15 protein-coding genes and 3 tRNA genes are annotated in these 14,170 nt (G+C 58.7%); 13 read left to right on the top strand and 5 right to left on the bottom strand.

From position 1 onward, the window contains the following. The first annotated feature begins 41 nt into the window (after positions 1-41). From gltX to HMPREF3170_RS08715, 7 genes are all read left to right on the top strand, one after another. Positions 42-1,541 (top strand): glutamate--tRNA ligase, encoded by a 1,500-nt coding sequence (gltX, locus tag HMPREF3170_RS08745; RefSeq protein WP_070479159.1) that lies wholly within the window; start codon positions 42-44, stop codon positions 1,539-1,541. Positions 1,542-1,730: 189 nt separating this feature from the next. Continuing rightward, positions 1,731-1,802 (top strand) — tRNA-Gln (locus tag HMPREF3170_RS08740). Between the two features lie 28 nt (positions 1,803-1,830). After that, positions 1,831-1,903 (top strand) — tRNA-Glu (locus HMPREF3170_RS08735). 83 nt (positions 1,904-1,986) lie between these two features. Further along, positions 1,987-3,246, top strand: a complete 1,260-nt coding sequence (locus HMPREF3170_RS08730) for an alpha/beta hydrolase (protein WP_168161638.1) — start codon at positions 1,987-1,989, stop codon at positions 3,244-3,246. 39 nt (positions 3,247-3,285) lie between these two features. Continuing rightward, positions 3,286-3,358, top strand: a tRNA-Glu gene (locus HMPREF3170_RS08725). A 127-nt stretch (positions 3,359-3,485) separates the two neighbouring features. Continuing rightward, positions 3,486-4,286 carry a carbonic anhydrase gene (locus HMPREF3170_RS08720; RefSeq protein ID WP_070479156.1) on the top strand — a complete coding sequence of 267 codons (801 nt, stop codon included), beginning with the start codon at positions 3,486-3,488 and terminating at the stop codon, positions 4,284-4,286. Positions 4,287-4,316: 30 nt separating this feature from the next. Further along, a complete protein-coding gene (locus tag HMPREF3170_RS08715; protein ID WP_070479154.1) occupies positions 4,317-4,616 on the top strand; it encodes a hypothetical protein in 300 nt (99 codons plus the stop codon). On the opposite strand, the gene HMPREF3170_RS08710 is transcribed toward HMPREF3170_RS08715, so the two are convergent. Further along, positions 4,597-5,289 (bottom strand): IclR family transcriptional regulator, encoded by a 693-nt coding sequence (locus HMPREF3170_RS08710; RefSeq protein WP_070479153.1) that lies wholly within the window; start codon positions 5,287-5,289, stop codon positions 4,597-4,599. The two genes, HMPREF3170_RS08715 and HMPREF3170_RS08710, sit on opposite strands and share 20 nt — an antisense overlap. A gap of 60 nt (positions 5,290-5,349) precedes the next feature. Between HMPREF3170_RS08710 and leuC the strand changes: the two genes are divergently transcribed. Together leuC and leuD are read left to right on the top strand one after the other, a co-directional pair. Beyond that, positions 5,350-6,792: a 3-isopropylmalate dehydratase large subunit gene (gene leuC / locus HMPREF3170_RS08705; protein ID WP_070479151.1), complete on the top strand. Its 1,443-nt coding sequence runs from the start codon at positions 5,350-5,352 to the stop codon at positions 6,790-6,792. 19 nt (positions 6,793-6,811) lie between these two features. Beyond that, the gene (leuD, locus tag HMPREF3170_RS08700) at positions 6,812-7,408 is read left to right on the top strand and encodes a 3-isopropylmalate dehydratase small subunit (protein WP_070362561.1); all 597 of its coding nucleotides are present in this window, start codon (positions 6,812-6,814) and stop codon (positions 7,406-7,408) included. On the opposite strand, the gene HMPREF3170_RS08695 is transcribed toward leuD, so the two are convergent. Genes HMPREF3170_RS08695 through HMPREF3170_RS08685 form a run of 3 tightly spaced genes read right to left on the bottom strand, consistent with a single transcriptional unit; the run spans position 7,392 to position 9,344 of the window. After that, positions 7,392-7,853, bottom strand: a complete 462-nt coding sequence (locus HMPREF3170_RS08695; protein ID WP_070362560.1) for a hypothetical protein — start codon at positions 7,851-7,853, stop codon at positions 7,392-7,394. The genes leuD and HMPREF3170_RS08695 overlap by 17 nt on opposite strands. Position 7,854: 1 nt before the next feature. Continuing rightward, positions 7,855-8,301, bottom strand: a complete 447-nt coding sequence (locus HMPREF3170_RS08690) for a YbjN domain-containing protein (RefSeq protein ID WP_070479150.1) — start codon at positions 8,299-8,301, stop codon at positions 7,855-7,857. A 35-nt stretch (positions 8,302-8,336) separates the two neighbouring features. After that, on the bottom strand, positions 8,337-9,344 hold the full coding sequence (locus HMPREF3170_RS08685; protein WP_070479148.1) for an NUDIX hydrolase: 1,008 nt from the start codon (positions 9,342-9,344) through the stop codon (positions 8,337-8,339). Positions 9,345-9,472: 128 nt separating this feature from the next. Between HMPREF3170_RS08685 and HMPREF3170_RS08680 the strand changes: the two genes are divergently transcribed. Together HMPREF3170_RS08680 and HMPREF3170_RS08675 are read left to right on the top strand one after the other, a co-directional pair. Continuing rightward, positions 9,473-10,471 carry an NAD(P)H-dependent glycerol-3-phosphate dehydrogenase gene (locus tag HMPREF3170_RS08680; RefSeq protein ID WP_070479202.1) on the top strand — a complete coding sequence of 333 codons (999 nt, stop codon included), beginning with the start codon at positions 9,473-9,475 and terminating at the stop codon, positions 10,469-10,471. Positions 10,472-10,492: 21 nt separating this feature from the next. Then, the gene (locus tag HMPREF3170_RS08675) at positions 10,493-11,557 is read left to right on the top strand and encodes a D-alanine--D-alanine ligase family protein (protein WP_370296005.1); all 1,065 of its coding nucleotides are present in this window, start codon (positions 10,493-10,495) and stop codon (positions 11,555-11,557) included. Here the strand turns inward: HMPREF3170_RS08675 and HMPREF3170_RS08670 are convergent. After that, complete coding sequence (locus HMPREF3170_RS08670; protein ID WP_210385512.1) at positions 11,554-12,525, bottom strand: DUF3515 domain-containing protein; 972 nt, start codon at positions 12,523-12,525, stop codon at positions 11,554-11,556. The genes HMPREF3170_RS08675 and HMPREF3170_RS08670 overlap by 4 nt on opposite strands. 31 nt (positions 12,526-12,556) lie before the next feature. On the opposite strand from HMPREF3170_RS08670, the gene HMPREF3170_RS08665 reads away from it, so the two are divergent. Both HMPREF3170_RS08665 and HMPREF3170_RS08660 read left to right on the top strand, forming a co-directional pair. Further along, positions 12,557-13,522, top strand: a complete 966-nt coding sequence (locus tag HMPREF3170_RS08665; protein ID WP_083290952.1) for a thiamine-phosphate kinase — start codon at positions 12,557-12,559, stop codon at positions 13,520-13,522. Continuing rightward, entirely contained in the window at positions 13,519-14,163 is a 645-nt protein-coding gene (locus tag HMPREF3170_RS08660) for a uracil-DNA glycosylase (RefSeq protein ID WP_070362555.1), read from the top strand. The genes HMPREF3170_RS08665 and HMPREF3170_RS08660 overlap by 4 nt, the downstream gene beginning before the upstream one ends. Positions 14,164-14,170 lie beyond the last annotated feature (7 nt).

Below are 14,170 nucleotides of genomic sequence, written 5' to 3'. Positions count from 1 at the left end.
CATATGCGCCTTGATGGGGCAGGGGCGCTACGATAAAGCACATGAATAAACCAGCAAAGATGCGTGTCCGATTTTGTCCGTCTCCAACAGGTACGCCCCATGTCGGTATGGTGCGTACGGCCTTGTTCAACTGGGCACAGGCACGACACAGTGGCGGCACGCTGATTTTCCGCATTGAAGATACCGACGCCGCACGTGACTCGGAAGAGTCCTACCAGGCAATCATCGACTCCTTGAAGTGGCTGGGCCTGGATTGGGATGAAGGCGTTTTGGTAGGCGGCCCACACGAGCCTTACCGCCAGTCGCAGCGAATGGATATCTACAAGGAAGTCCTGGACAAGCTGATCGAAGCCGGGGAGGTCTACCCGGCGTACTCCACGAACGAGGAGGTTCAGGCGCGGCACAAGGCGGCAGGGCGCGACCCCCAGCTTGGCTACGACAACTTCGACCGCGACCTGACTGAAGAACAGGTCGCTGCATACGAGGCTGAAGGCCGCAAGCCAGTTTGGCGTCTGCGCATGCCGGACAAGGACTGGACCTGGAACGACTTGGTGCGTGGCGAAGTGACGTTCAAGTCGCAGACGCAGCCAGACTACGTTGTTGCACGTTCGAACGGTGCGCCGCTGTACACGCTGGTCAACCCAGTTGATGACGCGCTGATGCAGGTCACGCACGTCCTGCGTGGCGAAGACTTGCTTTCTTCGACTCCGCGCCAGCTTGCTCTGTATGAGGCGCTCCAGCGTATCGGCGTCGCTGAGTTCACTCCTGAGTTTGCGCATCTGCCGTTTGTGATGGGGCAGGGCAATAAGAAGCTTTCCAAGCGCGATCCGGAATCGAACCTGTTTAATCACCGCGACAACGGCATCATCCCGGAGGGCATGATCAATTACCTCGCGCTGCTGGGCTGGTCGCTGTCTTCTGATGAAGACATCTTCAGCGTTGATCAGCTTGTCGAGGCGTTCGATGTTTCTGATGTGCTGGGTAACCCTGCGCGCTTCGACCAGAAGAAGCTGGAGGCGATCAACGCTGACCACATCCGCTTGCTTGAGCCAAAGGACTTCGAACAGCGCCTGCGTGATTACCTGACTGAGTTCACCGACTTCCCAGCCGACTACCCGGCTGACAAGTTCGCACTCGCCGCCGAGTTGGTTCAGACCCGTATCAAGGTCCTGTCAGATGCGTATGGACTGCTGAAGTTCCTTGTTACTCCGGATGCAGATCTTGTCCTCAACGAGAAAGCGGCGAAGAAGAACCTCAAGGACACTGCTGTTCAGCCTCTCGACGCCGGCATTGCGGCACTCGACGCCGTTGCCGAAGATGACTGGACTACTGAGTCTATTGAGAAGGCTCTGCACACCGCGCTGATCGAAGAACTGGAGTTGAAGCCACGCGTTGCGTTCGGTGCGCTCCGTGTTGGAATCTCCGGGGAGCAGGTTTCTCCACCACTCTTCGAGTCGATGGAGCTGCTTGGTAAGCAGTCCACGATGGCGCGCTTGCGCGCTGCGCGTGAGGTTACTCCGTACACTGCGCCGGAGGCTTAACGGGCCTAACGGGCCTAACGAGCATTGGCGAAGTCGAAGAGGTATCGCATGGTTTGCGATACCTCTTTTTCTATTATGACCAGGCGATTTGTGCCGTATTGGGCTTTATGGTTATAGTAGTCATCGTTGTTCAGAGCGAGCAAGGCAAAACGAAAGACACAGTTTAGTCTTGTGAGTGAAGAAAAACAATGGCCTATGGTGTAATTGGCAACACAACGGTTTCTGGTACCGTCATTCTTGGTTCGAGTCCAGGTAGGCCAGCTACAGAACTTTGGTTCTGTGTCCTAATGCCCCGTTCGTCTAGCGGCCTAGGACGTCGCCCTCTCACGGCGGTAACACGGGTTCAAATCCCGTACGGGGTACAAGTAACAGCCAGTGCGTTGCACTGGCTGTTTTGCTTTGTTTACCTTGGTCGGTCCGTCAGTATGGTTGGTACAGTTTCCCTATGCCGATCCCTGTACGAAAACGCTGTGTCCTAGCAGTCTCGGTGGTAGTACTGCTTGCCCAGGCGCAGGTACCGCCAGCTGAAGCGGAGGCCAGTTCAGCCCAGAACAATCCGCTGTCGTCGATCTTCACAGGCGAGCCTTCGCGGTCAGGGTCGAGCGTGCTTGATGCCGCAAGCGTGGTGTTGGCGGTTCTCAGCCTGAGTTCCGCAGTGCCATTGCTCGCCATCCCCGCAGCGGTGTTGGTTGCGTTAGGCAGGGGAGAGCTGGGGTCATCGATGTACCAGCTGTATCCGGGAAGCTCCACTGGTTCGTCGAGAGGAGATGCATCAGCAACGTTTCCAGCGCATGAAGCGCCGCCCGCTGAGCTGCGGTCTATGCGCCAAGTTGAAGGGGACTTGTGGGAACTCACGGTGTGGTCGCCGTCGATGCAGCGAGAGGTGACGAATGATGTGCTGCTGCCGCGTGGCACCGCGCCTCGACCAACGTTTTACCTCATGATGGGGGCAGACGGCGCTGCGGGCGGCTACAGCTGGGCGAATTCCTCGGACTATCAAGCGTTCTTCGCTGGCAAGCTCGTCAATGTGGTGACACCGAAGGGGTCAGTGTCTTCAATGCAGGCCGACTGGTATCGAGAGGACCCGGCTACAGGTACGAACAAGTGGCTCACCTACATGACTCGTGAGTTACCGCCACTTATCGACGCCCAGTTCCACGGCAACGGGCACGACGCCATCGCCGGCATCTCGATGTCTGGCGGCCCTGCGCTGGACATCGCCGTGAATGCTCCGGATCGGTTCGTGGCGGCCGCATCCTACTCGGGCTGCCCGGCGACCACCGGCGTGCTCGGCGGTATCTACACATCGTCAGGGGTGACAATGAACAAGGGGAACCCGGTCAACATGTGGGGGACGTCGTCGAACAGGGCGTGGTGGCGGCACTCGCCAATTCTTAACCTGGAGCGACTACGCGGGACCACGCTATGGCTGGGGGCCGCACAGGGCGTGCCCGGCGCGATTGACGAGGAGGCATCGTCAAAGAGGCTCGGAGCGCCCATGGTAATCGAAGCAACTTCGTATGCATGCTCGAAGTACTTCGCTGAGACAGCACAGCAGCAAGGGCTCAACGTGACGTGGCATGAAATCGTTGAGGGAACCCATACGTGGGGAGTGTTTGAGCATATGCTGCGAGCGTCATGGCCAACCATCGAGGGCGCGTTGCGGGAAAGCGGCGCGTGGCCTGCAGATTTGGAGAGTTCATAGGGCGACGTTTATTGTTAACGAGTCGCAAAAAGCGAGCGCGCCCCGTTCGTCTAGCGGCCTAGGACGTCGCCCTCTCACGGCGGTAACACGGGTTCAAATCCCGTACGGGGTACAAAGGCAGTCAGTGCAAGCACTGGCTGCCTTTCTTTTTGTGCTTCAAAGGCATGTAGTTTACAGGCTGCGCAGTTCGCGTACCATCGGAGGACCAAACTCCAAGATGAAAGGAACGTGAACATATCATGAGAAAAGCTCATTCTGCGGCGCTTGCAGCGGTGGCTGCTAGCGCACTGCTGCTGGGCGGCTGCTCGCAAGCTGGCACGAGCGCACCATCCACATCGTCAGAGGCCGCCCCGGCCAGTGAAGCGCACTGGGGGTACGAAGGAGACGGTGCTCCAGAGCGCTGGGGCGACCTTTCGACCGAATTCGAGGTCTGTGGAAATGGCAAGGAGCAAAGCCCAATCAACTTGAGTGACGCTACCCCTGAAGACTTGGCAGACATAGAGTTTGCATATGCTGCCAGCACGGGTGAAGTTCTGAATAACGGACACACGTTGCAGTACACGCCGTCGACAACGCAGAAGGTAACTCTCGACGGTGAAGATCTGGAGCTCGCGCAGCTGCACATGCACACTCCTGCAGAGCACGAGGTCGACGGTAAGCAGCTTCCTGGCGAGATCCACTTTGTACACAAGAATGCGGCAGGTGACATTACAGTCCTCGGAATTCTGCTTGAGGAAGGTGCACCGAACGAGCTAGTGCAGTATCTGCTTGATAATGCGCCAGAGAACGTGGATACCTCACATATCTCTCAGGAGGAGATCAACATCGCGAATGCTCTTCCAGCATCACATGAGTACATCACGTATGGAGGCTCTTTGACGACGCCACCTTGCTCTGAAAACGTTCGCTGGATCGTAATGACGCAGCCGGTAACTGCCTCAGCTGAGCAACTGCAAGCATTCGAATCGCTGATCGGCAAGAATGCTCGTCCTGTTCAGGACCAAAATGGCCGTGAGCTCACGTTGGACGCCACGAGCTAACAAAGTAGTGATAGGGAGTACGCTGGTCACGTGCTGATTACAGTGTTGCTCTCCATCACGTTCGCGTGCGGGCTGATCATCGCAGCCCTGCATGTGTTGAACCACCAGTTCATCGCCCCTGTGTATGACGTGTGGCTCAACTTCGCAGCGTTTGCAGCGGCCACGACGTCGAATACGTTGCTGCACCAACCGTTGCCGGCGGTTCTGTCGGGGTGTGCTGTGGCCGCCTGGGTGTATCTCGGAATGAGAACGGTGAGAGCGAAGCGTGCTGGACTTGTTGCTGGCGGGCAGCGCCGCCAGCAATCAAGGGTTACCGCAGGGCCTCGGTGAGCTCCTGAGCAGCCTCATGCAGCTCGGGGCCCCACTTTTCGATTGGGGTGGGGGTGAGCCGCTCGGCCGGCCCGGAAACGGAAAGGACAGCGATGACTGATCCGTCTGGGTTGGTGATGGGCGCAGACAGGCTCGCCAGCCCAACTTCACGCTCTGCGATTGACTCAGCGAGTCCGGTTACACGGATCGCCTCGAGGTCTTGCGAGGGAAACGGAGAGGCGTCGATAAGTGAGTGGGCGGCGAACACACGGGCAGCTGAGCCTGCGGTGAGTGAGAGCTGCGAGCCCACGGGAACTGTGTAGGTGAGGCCGCTCTCGGGCTTTTCTGCCGCGATGCAGGTGCGAGTGTCTCCGCTGAGGTTGTAGAGCTGCACGGACTCGCCAGTGACTTCAACGAGGTTGCGCATGATTGGTGCGGCGGCAGAGAGCAAACGGGGGGAGGAGTGCCCTGAAAAGTGGGAGAGTGCGCGGCCGATCGTCCATTGTCCGTCCTCTGTCCTTGCTAGGACGTTATGCACTTCCAGTGCAGTGGCTATTCGGTGAGTCGTCGCTCGGGGCAGTCCGGTTGCTTCGCTGAGCTCAGCGAGGGTTTTGTCGCCGCCTGCGACCGCTCGTACGATGGAAATCGAGCGATCGAGCACTTTAATTCCAGAGTCTTCGCTATACTGTCTCACGTCATGGATTCTACCATCTCACTCGGTGGGAGGTGGTTGCGACTGTTGAGGAGGAGCAAGATGGGCCAAAAGCCATTAACGCTGGCGGAAAAAGTGTGGCGTGATCACGTGGTCACCCGTGGAGAGAACGGTCAGCCTGATCTTCTCTACATCGATTTTCAACTCCTGCACGAGGTGACGTCACCGCAGGCATTTGATGGTTTGCGCCTCAACGGGCGCCGCATGCGCCACCCAGAGCTGCACCTTGCTACCGAAGATCACAACGTGCCAACCACGGGCATCGTTTCTGGCGAGCTGACAGAAATTAGCGACCCGACCTCGCGCACCCAGGTCTCGACGCTGCGAAAGAACTGTGAAGAGTTCGGCGTTGTGCTGCACGAAATGGGTGATGAGGAACAGGGCATCGTCCACACCGTTGGTCCGCAGCTGGGCATTAGCCAGCCGGGCATGACGATTGTGTGCGGCGACTCGCATACGTCGACGCACGGCGCGTTCGGTTCGATCGCCATGGGTATCGGTACCTCTGAGGTAGAGCACGTCATGGCGACCCAGACGCTGCCGCTAGCACCGTTCAAGACGATGGCGATTGAGGTCAGTGGAACGCTGCAACCTGGGGTGAGTGCGAAAGATTTGATCCTGGCAATCATCGCCAAGATTGGTACTGGCGGCGGCCAAGGGCACATCATTGAATACCGTGGCGAGGCGATCCGAAAGCTGTCCATGGAAGCGCGCATGACCATCTGCAACATGTCCATCGAGGCAGGCGCCCGTGCCGGCATGGTGGCACCCGATGAGACGACATTTGAGTACGTTAAGGGACGTCCCTACGCGCCGAAGGGGAAGGACTGGGACGACGCAGTGGCGTACTGGAAGACGCTGCCAACTGACCCCGGCGCGAAGTTCGACGCCGTCGTCGAGATCGACGCCTCGACGCTTACCCCGTTCGTCACCTGGGGTACCAATCCTGGCCAGGGCTTGCCGCTGAGCGCCTCTGTTCCTGATCCTGAGGACTTCGGAGACGACAGTGCGAGGCAGGCCGCGGAAAAGGCATTGCAGTACATGGGGTTGACCCCTGGCACGCCGTTGCGTGACATCAAGATTGATACGGTCTTTCTGGGATCGTGCACGAACGCGCGCATCGAAGACTTGCGCGCCGCTGCAGAGGTTGTGCGCGGCCAAAAAATCGCGGAGGGGACCCGCATGCTGGTCGTGCCGTCCTCTGCCAAGGTCAAGCAGCAGGCGGAAGAAGAAGGCCTGCACACAATCTTTGAGGAGTTCGGCGCTGAGTGGCGCACCGCAGGTTGCTCGATGTGTCTGGGTATGAACCCCGACCAGCTTGCACCTGGAGAGCGCAGCGCTTCGACGTCCAACCGGAACTTCGAGGGCCGCCAAGGACCTGGGGGTCGGACGCACCTAGTTTCGCCCGAAGTTGCGGCAGCTACAGCAGTACTCGGTCACCTCGCCGCACCCGCAGACATCACTTCCACCGCCAACGCACAGTAGTCAGGAGCTGAACACGATCATGGAAAAATTCACAACCCACAGTGGCGTCGCAGTTCCGTTGACGCGGTCAAATGTGGACACCGACCAGATTATTCCCGCCCGCTACCTCAAGCGCGTGACCCGCACGGGGTTCGAGGACGGCCTGTTTTCAAACTGGCGTACCAACGAACCTGACTTTGTGCTGAACAACGAGGCATACAAGGAAGGGTCGGTACTGTTCGCCGGCCCTGACTTCGGCACTGGCTCCTCCCGCGAACACGCGGTGTGGGCTCTGCAGGACTACGGGTTCCGGGCGGTATTTAGCCCACGGTTTGCTGATATCTTCCGAGGCAACGCGGGCAAGGCGGGCCTTCTAGCTGGCATCATGTCGGAGTCTGACATCGAACTGATCTGGAAGCAGCTCGAGCAGGCACCAGGCACTGTCGCTACTGTTTCATTGCCGGACCGCACCGTCACAGTCGGGGAGAGTACCTACTCGTTCGACGTCGACGACTACACGCGTTGGCGCCTGAGCGAAGGCCTCGACGATATTGGGCTGACGCTGCGAAACGAGCAAGCCATCGAGGAATACGAACAGCAGCGTCGCCCGTTTTACCCCGCTACTTCTCCTCGGTAGCAGGGGTGCCGAGACGTTCGAGAGCTGAAGGTGCGAACGTCGATAAGAAGTCGCGGACCGACGTTGTGATACCGTGAATAGCAGACGAAACGTGGTCCGCGAACTGCTGGTCGCTGTACTCCCAATAGCCCGGCATGACATACGCAACGCCCAGAGCGGAGACATCGCGCTTCTCGTCTTTCATTACGACGAGCGATGGGAATGCGTGGGCGTTGTTGTAGTCCTCGCACCACGTGAGCACTTCGTCGAAACGACTTGCGTCGACAGCATCGATTGAGACAGTAGAGACGAAATGCAGACTTGTATCGACCAGCTTCATCTCAAAGCCGATACCGGAAAATGCTGTAATGAGAGAGTTGTACTGCGTAGGCTCCCGGTACTCCCAACCGCGTTGGTCAAACAGCTTGCGAAGACGATCAAGACTTAACGGCTGTAGCTGTTGCATTTTACTGTTCCTTCTCCTGCTTGTACGGGTGCTTGTCTTTGAGATGCGCGAAGTTTTCGTCGAGCGCTTCCACCGCGTAGTGCATGATGGAGAAGTAAAACTGCAGCATTGACTGCAGCTGCTCGTCGCTGAAACCGTCGGAGGAGAAAAACGGTGCCTCAAATAGCGCGACCAGAGCACCGTCCTCGCGCTGAATCGGATGTGCACGAACGAGGGGCAGTGAGCGGTTCAACTCATTGATGCTGAGACGAAGATTGCTCTTATCTGCATTCATCTTCGCGGTTCCAAGCCACTGGCTGGTGATCTTGAATCCGATGTCCTTGACTTCAAAGAAGCACATGATCGACGGAAACGCGGTGCGGGTGAGGCCGTCCTCGGAACTGCGGAAATACTGCAATTCAAGCGCATCGAGTGCCGCTTCGATTCGTTCTTGGGTAGCTGGCTGCAACTGGGCAGTCCTTTCTTTTTCTAGGCGAAGTGTCCTTAGAGCACCGGTAGTGGAGATGGCATGTAGTCGGCGCCGATGAGTTGCCCATCGTTAAAGGACAGTACCCATACCGACGCCTTCTTCGCCAGGATCGGCGAATCGATCGGCAGACGACCGTCGACCGAAAGCGCAGCAATCATCTCAGGGATGACCCCGCCCTGCGAGCACACAACGTGTGTGCCACCGCGTTTGATGAGCGCGTCAAAATCTGCGCGGGCGGCTACCTGGTTCTCCTGCCACGCGATTTCGCCGAAGGTGGCGTCGATCGTGATGTCTTTACCGAGTGCCTTCGCAAGTGGGATCAGTGTCTGCTCGCAACGCAACGGCTCGGCAGAATAGAGAGACTCAGGAGCGAACGCCTGCAGCAGCGGCACAAGCGCCTTCGCCTGGCGCTTGCCCTTCTTATCGAGCGGCCGACGACTATCGTCGTGCTTCCAGGCCTCCTTGTAGTTCGCACGTGCGTGGCGCACGTACAGAATTCGGGTGTCAGCAGGGGTGGCGAAGCGCTTCGCAGCTTTTAGCAATACTTGCCTGTCGAGCTCGTAGCTCATCACCTGCGTCGCATCGTCGATCTTGAGCCAGCGAATCTCGTCGACTTCATTGTTAGGGGTGAACTCGCCGCCGACTACCTTGCCGGTCCAGTAGTACACAACCTTCGTCGTGTTCTTGACTGGATACACGGTTTTACCAATCAGCTTTCCCAGCCGGACTTCGTAGCCAGTTTCCTCCTGGATTTCGCGAACGGCGGTGGTAACGAGGAACTCGCCTGGATCCACCTTGCCTTTGGCGAGCGACCAGTCGTCGTAGTGTGGGCGGTGGATACAAGCGACTTCTATAGAATCCGGATGCTCCAGATCGCCACGCCACAGCACGGCACCCGCGGCGAGTGTTGTCTTCTTGAACTCTCGACGCGGATGGCGGGGGACTTCTTGGTGGCGTCCGGTAATGAACATTTCTCCGAATTGGTCTTTGTGTTGTTCGTGGAGCTTCGTTGAACGTGACATACTTTCTATCTTTACGCACTTTGCAGGTTTTCGCTGCAGCGACAGGTCAGCGGGCTGATTGTGGATATTGGCGGTAGAAAAGTGCTAGCGTGAAACGGTTCATGCAGACAGGAATGGCGGTGGCACAAGTGGTAAACGTAGCGGTAATGGGTGCAGGTTCCTGGGGGACAACCTTGGCCAAAGTGTTTGCCGATGCCGGCAACATGGTGCAGTTGTGGGCACGCCGGGACGAGCTGGCGAAGACCATGCAGGAGACTCGGGAGAATCCCGATTACCTGCCGGGGATTGCGCTGCCGGACGGGGTCTTCGCAACGTCTGACGCGGAAGCGGCACTGCAGGCTGCCGATATCGCTATTTTTGCTGTGCCGAGCCAAACCATGCGCCAGAACCTGGAAGTGTGGGCCCCGCTGCTGCGTACTGACACTACGCTGTTGTCCATTTCGAAAGGTATTGAGACCGGCACATACATGCGAATGTCGGAGATCATCGCTGAGGTTACCGGTGCAGAGGAGAACCGAATCGCGGTGCTCAGTGGGCCAAACCTTTCCCGCGAGATTGCTGAGGAGCAGCCGGCGGCCACCGTCATCGCCTGCAGTGACATTAACCGTGCGAAGCTCGTGCAGGCGGCGTGTGCGACGTCGTACCTGCGCCCGTATACGAACACTGATGTTGTCGGCTGTGAGATCGGAGGTGCGACGAAGAACGTCATCGCGCTTGCCTGTGGCATGGCTTCTGGCCAGGGGCTAGGGGAGAACACGCTGGCAACGCTTATTACCCGTGGTTTGGCTGAAAGTACGCGTCTAGGCCAGGAGTTGGGTGCCGACGCCCGGACGTTCGCAGGCCTGGCGGGCATGGGGGACTTGGTTGCCACGTGCTCCTCGCCGCTGTCTCGTAATCGAACTTTCGGTTCTGCGCTGGGGAAGGGTGCCACGATTGAAGAGGCGAAGGCTGCAACGAAGGGCCAGGTTGCTGAGGGGGTTATTTCCTCACGCAGCATTTATCAGCTCGCCGAGCGCCACGGCGTGGACATGCCGCTGACACAAGCCGTTTTCGCGGTGTGTCACCAGGGTGTGACGGTGGAGGAGACGATTGCTGCGTTGATGGGTCGGTCGAAAAAGTCGGAGTAGACACCAGGTAATGTGTCAGCTGTGATTCGTATTGCAGTAGTCTACGGTGGTCGTTCCACCGAGCATTCAATTTCTTGTATTTCTGCCGGCTCCATCATGGCCCACCTCGACCCCGAGGTGTACGAGGTGTTTCCAGTAGGTATTCGCCGGGATGGTACTTGGGTGCGCGGGGAAATCGACCCAGTTGGCGGAGAGGCGCTTCCCGAAGTTCGTGGTGGTGCAGAGATCGCGTTGAGCATTAACCCTTCGCGCCGCGGTGAGTTTACTGATGTCGCCACCGGCGAGACCGTCGCGCAGGTCGACGTTGTTTTCCCGGTCCTGCACGGGCAGTTTGGTGAAGACGGCACAATCCAAGGCATGTTCGAGCTTTCGGGAATCCCGTACGTGGGGCCAGGCGTCTTGGCGTCCGCGAGTGGCATGGACAAGGAGTACACGAAGAAGCTCGTGGCACTTGCCGGAATTACAGTGACTCCGGAAGTGATTCTCCGCGGAGGTGAACTGCTGCTCGATGAGGATAAGCAGCGCCTAGGCCTTCCAGTGTTCGTCAAGCCCGCTAACGGTGGATCGTCGATTGGTGTGTCCAAGGTGACCACGTGGGAAGACTTCGATGCCGCACTGCATCAAGCGTACGAGTGCGACTCGAAAGTGATCGTCGAATCGGAGCAGGTCGGCGACGAAGTCGAGGTTGGAGTTCTGGAGTTTCCCGATGGCCGCATCGAGGCTTCCGTGCCGGCCAAACTCAATGGAACTGATGCCTCCGCAGAAGGCTTCTACGGCTTCGAAACGAAGTACATGGAAGAGGGAGTTACAGCAACAATCCCCGCGCCTTACGACGCCTCTTTGATAGCTACCCTGCAGGACCAAGCAGTCCGTGCATTCAATGCACTGAACTGTAAGGGATTGGCACGCGTGGACTTCTTCGTCACCGACAAGGGTCCTGTGCTCAACGAGATCAACACCATGCCGGGGTTCACCGCAATTTCGATGTACCCACAGGTGTGGAACGCAAGCGGCATCGACTACCCGAAACTGCTCGACACTCTGGTCCGCACTGCGCTGCGGGCAGCCGACGGCGCAACGGACTAAGACTTGCGTTCGGGGACGTGCTTCTCGATGAGCTCGGTCAGCGTGGTGATGACCTCATTGCCCTCACCCGAGGGCACAAAGGCCGCAACGTTGACCTCTCGCCCGAGCGCGTACCACGTCGACGAGGTGGTACCAGTTGCAGTGATGGTGTCCTCAAACCAAGGGATCCCGTTAATCTGTTGCAAGGTCGCTCCGGCCCCGTAGTGCTCCGGGTCGTTCACACCACAACGCAGCACAATCGGTTCGTGGCCAAGCTGCGTCCAGACTGCAGTTTGCGGCGAAGCCACTTTGTTCTCAGGAAGCCGTTTATAGCCTTCGGCGAGCGATTCAGGAAGTGCAGCAAGCAAGCCGCCGCAAGCGTTTGCTCCACTCCCGTCCGTTGAATGCGTCGCTGGCTGCAGCTCAGAGAGCGGCGCCGGGTTGCGAGGAAAATCGCGCTGCGGCAGCGCGCTCACGTTAATCTCGTCCACTGGCGTATCTGCCCTGCCGAGTCCCTCCGCGTCGGTAGTCACGGCGACTACCGGCCAACGATCCGCGCTAAACCACGTGACCATGCTTGATCCTGGGGTGGCGTCGTCAATTCTGATCCACTCTGCACCATTGTGGGAGGACACCGGGGTGTACTCGGTGTACTGAAGGGGCATTTCCACGCCGCAGCGCAGCGTGACGCGTCGAGATGAAGACGACTGCCACGCGGCAGCACCTGCCGGAGCCGGGGCGGCGAGCTCCGCACGCTTGTGCCCAAGCACCTTGTCAGGAAGGCTGTCCACGAGCGCAGCGCACTCGGGTGAATCTGCCTCGGGGGAAGGCAGCTCAGTCATCGCCACAGGCTGCAGTGCCACCTGCTGGAAAAAATACCGAGCACCCACAATGACGCCCAGAACAAGCGCCACTGCGAGGCCCAAACTGATGTAGACCGCTGTACGGTTAATCTGTGAATCATGCAACGCGCCAGTGGAATCTTTCATGGCGTACAAGTCTACTGAAAGGCGCACTTTGGTGAGTAACGTCGGCTTTCCCACGCACGGCCCGACGCTCCGGGAGGTGGGAGAACAAGCAACGATTGACGCCATCGTTGGTGCATCGCCATCGCGGCTCAATGGTGATGACGCAGCAGTGCTCGAATCGCACACGCCGAATAGCCGCGCAGTCGTAACAACGGACATGCTTGTGGAGGGACAGCACTTTCGCTTTTCGACGACCACCCCTGCTTTGTTGGGGCGCAAAGCCATCGTGCAAAACTTCGCCGACATCGAGGCGATGGGTGCTCGCCCCGTTGCCGCGCTACTCGCGCTCTCGGCGCCTCCGGACACCCCGCTTGCCGTCGTGAGTGAACTTGCACGAGGGATCCATCTCGAATTGGAGCGATACTCGAGCGAGCTCGTCGGCGGGGACATCACGAGTGGGAACCAACTGACGATCGCGATCACCGCGATTGGTTCGTTAGGAGGTAGTTTGCCGCCACTGCGCTTGAGCCAAGCGCGTCCGGGGCAGCGAGTGATAGCGCACGGGAATATCGGCTATTCTGCTGCAGGCTTTGCACTACTGGAGTCCGGACGGGAAATCCCGGAACGGCTTGCAGATATCGTACATGCGCACCGCTGCCCGCAACTGACTCCTGGGCGCGGGGTTGTTGCACGAGCAGCAGGGGCTACAGCCATGACAGACAACTCCGACGGGCTACTGCACGATCTGGGCGTGATAACCCGGGCCTCGAACGTGGGGATTAACATCTCGCGCGCCGCTGTAGCCCCAAGTGATCAGCTGCGAGAAGCCGGTGAGTTCCTAGGCGTCGACCCATGGGACTGGGTACTCAACGGGGGAGAAGACCACACATTGCTGGGCACGATCGATGGGGACGCACCCGTGGGGTATCGTTCGATCGGTACGGTCACACGCAAAGTCGGCGTGGAAATCGACGGCGTTGCACACACCGCGCGCCATGAATGGGAGCCATTTTCATGAACTTACCCGTCCACCCTTCCTGGCAGGAACCGCTGGCGGAAGTAGAACCTGCCATCCACGCGATGGGAGACTTTCTCCGCGGTGAACCCGCGTACCTGCCTGCCGGAAAAGACATTCTCCGTGCGTTTTCGACCCCATTTGAAGATGTCCGTGTGCTCATCTTGGGCCAAGATCCGTACCCGACGCCCGGCCACCCCATGGGTCTCTCATTCTCGACGCAGCCAGGCGTGAAACCGCCCCGATCGTTGGTAAACATCTACCAGGAGCTCAACGATGACCTCGGTATCCCCCCACGAGCCGACGGGGACTTGACCTCTTGGCAGCGAAACGGAGTCATGCTGCTCAACAGAGTACTCACAGTCCGGCCCGGCGCGCCGGCGTCACACCGCGGGAAGGGCTGGGAAGCAGTGACCGCACACGCAATCGCAAAGCTCGCTCAGCGTAATACGCCGTTGGTTGCGATCCTGTGGGGCAGAGACGCACAAACTGCGAAACAGTTCCTCGGGAGTACGCCAACGATTGAGTCCCCACATCCCTCGCCGCTGTCGGCGCGCCGGGGATTTTTTGGGTCGCGGCCATTCAGTCGGGCAAATCAGGCGCTCATTGCACAGGGTGCCTCACCTGTCGACTGGGCACTGTAGACTGTCT

Source organism: Corynebacterium sp. HMSC08D02, assembly GCF_001807505.1.
GTDB classification, from domain to species: Bacteria; Actinomycetota; Actinomycetes; order Mycobacteriales; family Mycobacteriaceae; genus Corynebacterium; species Corynebacterium pseudogenitalium.
The sequence above is the reverse complement of the archived record's forward strand: the minus strand, read 5'-3'. Positions and strand labels throughout refer to the sequence as shown.

Excerpts from the sequence above, each read along its gene's own strand:
- gltX (WP_070479159.1), top strand. The coding sequence starts at position 42 with ATGAATAAACCAGCAAAGATGCGTGTCCGATTTTGTCCGTCTCCAACA.
- HMPREF3170_RS08730 (WP_168161638.1), top strand. The coding sequence starts at position 1,987 with ATGCCGATCCCTGTACGAAAACGCTGTGTCCTAGCAGTCTCGGTGGTA.
- HMPREF3170_RS08720 (WP_070479156.1), top strand. The coding sequence starts at position 3,486 with ATGAGAAAAGCTCATTCTGCGGCGCTTGCAGCGGTGGCTGCTAGCGCA.
- leuC (WP_070479151.1), top strand. The coding sequence starts at position 5,350 with ATGGGCCAAAAGCCATTAACGCTGGCGGAAAAAGTGTGGCGTGATCAC.
- leuD (WP_070362561.1), top strand. The coding sequence starts at position 6,812 with ATGGAAAAATTCACAACCCACAGTGGCGTCGCAGTTCCGTTGACGCGG.
- HMPREF3170_RS08695 (WP_070362560.1), bottom strand. The coding sequence starts at position 7,853 with ATGCAACAGCTACAGCCGTTAAGTCTTGATCGTCTTCGCAAGCTGTTT.
- HMPREF3170_RS08685 (WP_070479148.1), bottom strand. The coding sequence starts at position 9,344 with ATGTCACGTTCAACGAAGCTCCACGAACAACACAAAGACCAATTCGGA.
- HMPREF3170_RS08670 (WP_210385512.1), bottom strand. The coding sequence starts at position 12,525 with ATGAAAGATTCCACTGGCGCGTTGCATGATTCACAGATTAACCGTACA.
- HMPREF3170_RS08660 (WP_070362555.1), top strand. The coding sequence starts at position 13,519 with ATGAACTTACCCGTCCACCCTTCCTGGCAGGAACCGCTGGCGGAAGTA.